This is a genomic window from Candidatus Methylomirabilota bacterium, from assembly GCA_027293415.1.
Classification (GTDB): domain Bacteria; phylum Methylomirabilota; class Methylomirabilia; order Methylomirabilales; family CSP1-5; genus CSP1-5.
In genome coordinates this window covers 1-6,092 of the sequence record JAPUFX010000209.1, presented here as the reverse complement: position 1 = coordinate 6,092, position 6,092 = coordinate 1, and the positions used below count along the sequence as shown (strand labels likewise).

Below are 6,092 nucleotides of genomic sequence, written 5' to 3'. Positions count from 1 at the left end.
GCCCGCCACGACCGCCTCGCCTAAGGTTGTTACCCCGTAGAGTACCGTACCGATTCCTGTGACCAACAGGCCTACAGTGAAAAGACGCCCGGAGCTGGAGAGGGGATGAACCTCACCAAACCCGACAGTCGTCAGGCCAATAATGGTCATATAGAGGGCATCTTGCCATGGCCAGACCTCCAAGAGACGGTAGCCGATGGTGCCCGCGGCGATGACGCTGGCCAGCAAGGCTAAGGTAATGGTGACCCTATGCCGCATCCTTCACCTCCCAGCCGGAATCACGTTAGGCGGAAACTCCGCTCTCTTCCATCATAGAGCGAGGTTCCCTACTCCTGCCACCCGCCGCCCAACGCCCGGTAGATCCCGACCACGGCGAGGAGCTCGTCCAACTGCGCCCGGGCAAGGTCGAGCTGCGCCTCGAAGTGTTGCCGTTCGCTGTCTAGGACTTCCAGATAGGTCGTCACCCCGCCCAGGTAGCGCGTCCAGGAGAGTTTCGTCTGGTCCTCAAGGGTGCTCGTGAGCTTCTCCTGCTGCTCCGTAAACTCGCGGCTCTTGCGAACACCGACGAGCGCGTCCCCGACCTCGCGGAAGGCCTGTTGAACCACCTGCCGGTACCGGAGGAGCGCCTGCTCCTTACGGGCTTCCGCCTGATCCACTTGGCCCCGCAGGCGGCCACCCGTGAAGATGGGGATGGTGACCGACGGTCCCACAAGCCAGGTGGTGGCGTCTTCCTCGAGGATATTCGAAAAGTCCTCGGCCTCGGTTCCGTAGAAGGTGGTCAGGTTGACCTGGGGAAAGTACTCCGCCTTGGCCTGGCCGATGCGCGCGTTGGCCGCGACGAGTTGCTTCTCCGCGGCGCGGATGTCGGGCCTTCGCTCCAGAAGGGAGGAGGGGAGGCCGACAGGGACTTTGAAAGCGAGACGCTGCTCGGGAAGGGGGCTGCCAGGTTTCACGGGGCCGGGATCGCGGCCGAGAAGGAAGTTGATCTGGTTTTCCTTTACCTCGATGCGGCGCTCCAAGTCGGGAATCAGGCGCGCGGCGCTGTAGACGAGCGCAGCGGCCTGATCCCACTCCAGTTTGTTTGAGACGCCCTCTTCGAGGCGGGAGTTAATCAGCCGAAGCGACTCCTCGCGCGAGGACAGGGTGCGGCGGGAGATCTCAATCTCCCGATTCAATTCCAGGAGCTCGAAGTAGGCCTGCGCCAAGATAGCGACGAGGGTCTGGATCACGAATTTCCGATTTTCCTCTGATGCGAGGTACTCGGCATTGGCCGCCTCGATGGCACGACGTATGCGCCCCCAGAAGTCCACTTCCCACGAAAGGTTGGCGGTGAGGAAGTTGGAGTCTCGGTCTCGGTCGAGGCCAGGTCCCAGAGGCGTCAGCCCGAGTTTGGAGAAGCGCTGGTTCTTATACTCATAGGCGCCTTCCAGCTCGGGATAGAGCTCCGAAGTCGCGATCGTGAGGCCTGCCCGCACCTCCAGAACCCGCTGAGCTGCGATGCGCACGTCGTAGTTGTTCGCCACGGCCTGGCGAATAAGCTCCTGGAGCGTCTGCTCTTGGAACACCTCAAACGACTTGAGGTCCCCGAAAGTCATGGCTGCCGTCTGCGCCTGGGCTTTGGTTTCACCGCGAAACTCAGGCGGCAGCGAAAGGTCGGGGCGGTGGTAGTCGGGGCCCATGGCGCAGCCGACGATCATCCCAAGAGCCCAAGCGAGGGGAACGAGCTTCTTCACGCTCGCTCCCCTTTCGGGGCGGGGGAAGATGAATTGGACGCGACGCGGTGTTTCTCAGCACCGGCGAGCTTCTCCATTACCACGAAGAGCACGGGTATGAGGCAGACCCCCAAAAGTGTCGCCACCAGCATGCCGCTGAACACCGCCATGCCCATCACCTTGCGAGCCTCAGCACCCGCTCCGGAGGCGATCAAGAGTGGCGTCACCCCAAGAATGAAGGAGAAGGCAGTCATCAGGATTGGCCGGAAGCGGAGCCGTGCAGCCTCCAGAGCCGCTTCCACCGCGGATACCCCCTCTTCTTGGACCTTGGCCCGGGCAAACTCAACGATGAGGATCGCGTTCTTCGCTGCTAGCCCTATGAGCATCACGAGGCTGATCTGTACGAAGACGTTGTTCACGTAGCTCTGGCTAAAGTGCCGTGCGAGCCAGAGGCCCAGGAACGCGCCGAATACGGCGAAGGGCGTTCCGAGGAGCACGCTGAACGGGAGGGACCAGCTTTCGTACTGGGCCGCGAGGATCAGGAATACGAACACCAGGGCGAAGAGAAAGACCACCGCCCCCTTCCCGCCTGCCTTCTTCTCTTGGTAGGACATGTTCGACCAATCATAGCCCATGTCCACGGGCAGAACCTCTTCGGCCACTTGCTCTAGAGCGTCCAGGGCCTGGGCCGAGCTGTAGCCCGGCGCGGGAATACCGGAGATCTCGGCGGCCCGGTAAAGGTTAAATCGGTTTGTGAACTCCGGGCCACTGATGGGTCGTGTCGTCACTAGCGTGGATAAGGGGATCATCCGATTGGAACTGCTCCGTACGTAGAAGAGCCCCAGGTCTTCAGTCCGCCTTCGATACGCGCCGTCGGCCTGAATGAAAACCTTGTAGACCCGGCCAAAGCGGTTGAAGTCATTCACGTAAACGCTTCCCAGCAGGGACCCCAGGGTGTTGTTTACATCAAGGAGGGGCACTTTGACCTTCAGAACCTTGTCGCGATCGATGTCAACGAACACCTGAGGGACGTTCGCCCGGTAAACGGCGTAGATCGGACCGATCTCAGGCCGCTTCGAGGCGGCGTCCATGAACAGCCGGGCTTGCTCGGCTAGGTACTCCGGGGTGTTCCCCACGCGGTCCTGTAGCATGAACGTGAAACCCGACCCGGTACCGAGCCCGGGTATAGCCGGGGGGCCGAAGGCGAAGACCAGAGCTTCGGGAATCTCAGTCGCGAACTCCCGGTTGAGTGCCGCTATGAGCTCGAACGCACGCTCTCCCTCGCTCGTCCGCTCTCCCCAGTCCTTCAGGGAGACGAAGACGAAGCCCATGTTGGTGGAGAAGGATTGGCTCAGCATGCTGAACCCCACAATGGTAGTGTAGGCGTCGATAATCCCCTGTTTTCCTAGGATCGCCTCCACTTTTCGGGACACGGGGTTGGCCCGTTCCAAAGACGAGGCGTCAGGGAGCTGGATGTTCACCAAGAAGTAGCCCTGGTCCTCCTCCGGAATGAAGCCCGCCGGGATTCGCTGCACAAGGACGACGATGAGAGCGACGAGGATTCCGACGAAGACCAGGCTGCGGAACGTTTTGCGAACCAGGAGCTGGGCGAAGCCCAAGTAACCCCGGGTGCTCGCGTCGAGACCGCGGTTGACCCCCCGGTAGAAAGGCGCTAGGAGGCTCCGGCGCTCGCTGGCCGGTCTGAGCAGCTTGGCGCACAGGGCTGGGCTGAGTGTCAAGGCGTTAAACGACGAGAAGACCACCGAGATGGCGATGGTGATGGCAAACTGCTGATAGAGGCGTCCCGTGATGCCCCCCATGAACCCAACTGGCAGGAATACGGCGACGACGACGAGGGTAGTGGCCACGATCGGCCCCGAGACCTCCTCCATCGCCTTTAGGGTGGCATCCCGAGGGGAAAGGCCCTGCTCGATATGGTGCATCACCGCCTCGACCACGACAATGGCGTCGTCGACGACGATTCCGATTGCGAGCACGAGCCCTAGGAGGGAAAGGGTGTTGATGGAGAACCCGATGAGCGGGAAGACGGAAAAGGTTGCAATGAGCGAGACAGGGATCGCTATGAGTGGGATAATCGTGGCCCGCCAGTTCTGGAGGAAGACGAAGACTACCAGAATCACAAGGAAGGTCGCCTGGAACAAGGTAATCACGATCTCCTTGATGCCCTCCCGGATCGAAAGGGTCGTATCGAGTGTGATCCGGTAGCGAAGGTCTTGCGGGAATCGCCTCGCGAGTTCCTCCATAGTCGTTTCGATCTGGTCTGCGACCTGGATAGCATTAGAACCGGGAAGCTGGTAAGCGGCAATCACTGCAGCGGGCTTGCCGTCGACGCGCCCGCGGGAGTTGTAGAGCACGGTGCCGAGCTCCACTCGGGCGACGTCCTCAATCCGCACCTGGCGGCCGGAGGAATCGGTCTTGAGAACGATCGCGCCGAACTCTTTTGCAGTCATCAACCGTCCCAGGGTCCGGACTGTGTACGTGAAGTCCGTGTCCGGCGGCGTCGGCGGACCGCCTATCTGTCCGGCTGGGCTGATGGTGTTCTGCTGATCGATTGCGTTGATGACGTCCGGTACGGTCAGGCCAAGACTGGCCATCCTGTCGGGATTGAGCCAAATCCGCATCGCGTAGTCGCTGCCGCCGAAAAGAGTGATATCGCCCACCCCCTGGATCCGCTTCAATGCGTCAATGATGTTTATCGCCGCGTAGTTGGAGAGAAAGTTGTTGTCGTAGGTGCCGTTGGGCGAGTCGAGGGAGACAAGCATGAGAGGGAAGTTCAAAGATTTCTTGACCGAAACGCCGTACTGCTTCACGGAAGCGGGGAGCTTCGGAATAGCCTGCTGCACCCGGTTCTGGGTGAGGACGTTCGCCATATCGAGGTTTGTCCCCACCTCGAAGGACACCTGGAGCAACATGGTCCCGTCGTTGGCGTTGGTGGACTTCATGTAGATCATGTCCTCGACGCCGTTAACTTCTTGCTCGAGTGGAGTGGCGACCGAGGCTTCCACGTCGGTGGCACTGGCGCCCACGAAGGTCGTGGTAACCTTGATCATGGGCGGCACAATCTCGGGGTACTGGGAAACCGGAAGGCTGGACATGGCCATAAATCCAACGATCACCATGACGATGGCGATCACCATCGCCACGACCGGGCGGTTGACGAAGAACCGGGCCATGGATCAACGTTCCTCTGTAGTTTGCTGCTTGGACCCTGAGGCGGTGTCTGGGGAAGCTGCGCCTCCTTCGGCTTTCGCGCCAGATGGCGCGGGCTTCGGCGAGACCTTCATTCCAGGCCGCACCCTCTGGATCCCCTCCACGATCACCCGCTCTCTCGGCTTGAGGCCTTTTTCGACGAGCCAAAGATTTCCCACACGTTCCCCAAGGGTCACGGACCGGACCTGGGCGGTGTTGTCAGGGCCCACAACGTACACCAGATACTTTCCCTGCAGCTCCTGAACGGCCCGCTGGGGAAGCAGCAAAGCGTCCTTTTTGGTTTCCACCAAGCCGCGCAAGCGCGCGAACTGCCCGGGCCGGACCACTTTATCGGGATTGGGAAACGAGGCCTGGAATAGCAGTGTCCCGGTAGCAGGGTCGACATGGCGGTCTGCGAAATTGACCCTCCCCTTATAGGGATGGATCGAACCGTCCGCAAGGCTCATCTCAAGACCAGACCTACGCTCGGCCTCTCGGGACCCCTTTCCTCTGCGCTTCGTGAGGTTCAAGAGTTCACGCTCGCTGATCGAGAACTCCACGTGTATGGGATCGAGAACGGAGATTACGTTCAGGGTTACCAGAGGGGGCCGGCCGACGAACTCTCCCACTTCGACCTTGGTTTTCCCAATCAGGCCGCTGACGGGTGCGTGGACTATGGTGTACCCGAGCTCAATGCGGTTGACTTCCAGCAAAGCTCGGGCCGCGTCTACCTGGCCTTGTGCGGCCTTGACGCCATCCTTGGCTGCCTCCACACGCTCTTTCGCCGCGTCCCTCTCAGCTACCGCCTTGTCCAGGTCCCGGCGGCTTATCGCTGCGATCTCCGCAAGGGGCCGGAATTTGGTCACGTCACCCTCTGCCCCGGCAAGTTTTGCCTTGGCCTCAGCGACCTGGGAAATGGCCGCAGCCACTTGGGCCCTGGCTGAGGCGAGCTGCCCCTCGGCCGCCGCGACCTTCTCCCGGAAGAGTTGTGATTCGATGGTGTAGAGAAGGGTCCCTTTTTCCACTTCGGTTCCCTCTTTAAAATGGATCCCTTCGACAAAGCCCTCGACCCTCGCCCGGATCACGATATCCTGATAACCTCTGGTCTGTCCGACGAGCTGCATATAAATGGGCACGTCTTTCTCGATCACCTCGACGACAGATACTTTG

Annotated in this window: 4 protein-coding genes; all 4 read right to left on the bottom strand. The window is 60.7% G+C overall.

The window, feature by feature from the left end:
* On the bottom strand, positions 1 to 258 hold a 258-nt coding region (locus O6929_14230), incomplete at its 3' end, for a potassium channel family protein (protein MCZ6481538.1).
* A gap of 68 nt (positions 259 to 326) precedes the next feature.
* On the bottom strand, positions 327 to 1,733 hold the full coding sequence (locus tag O6929_14225; protein MCZ6481537.1) for an efflux transporter outer membrane subunit: 1,407 nt from the start codon (positions 1,731 to 1,733) through the stop codon (positions 327 to 329).
* Positions 1,730 to 4,906: a multidrug efflux RND transporter permease subunit gene (locus O6929_14220; protein MCZ6481536.1), complete on the bottom strand. Its 3,177-nt coding sequence runs from the start codon at positions 4,904 to 4,906 to the stop codon at positions 1,730 to 1,732. Before O6929_14220 ends, O6929_14225 begins: the two co-directional genes overlap by 4 nt.
* Positions 4,907 to 4,909: 3 nt before the next feature.
* Positions 4,910 to 6,092 (bottom strand): efflux RND transporter periplasmic adaptor subunit (locus tag O6929_14215; GenBank protein ID MCZ6481535.1); only part of this gene is annotated, 1,183 nt, incomplete at its 5' end.

Coding starts and splice junctions, on each gene's coding strand:
- O6929_14220 (MCZ6481536.1), bottom strand. CDS start 4,906: ATGGCCCGGTTCTTCGTCAACCGCCCGGTCGTGGCGATGGTGATCGCC.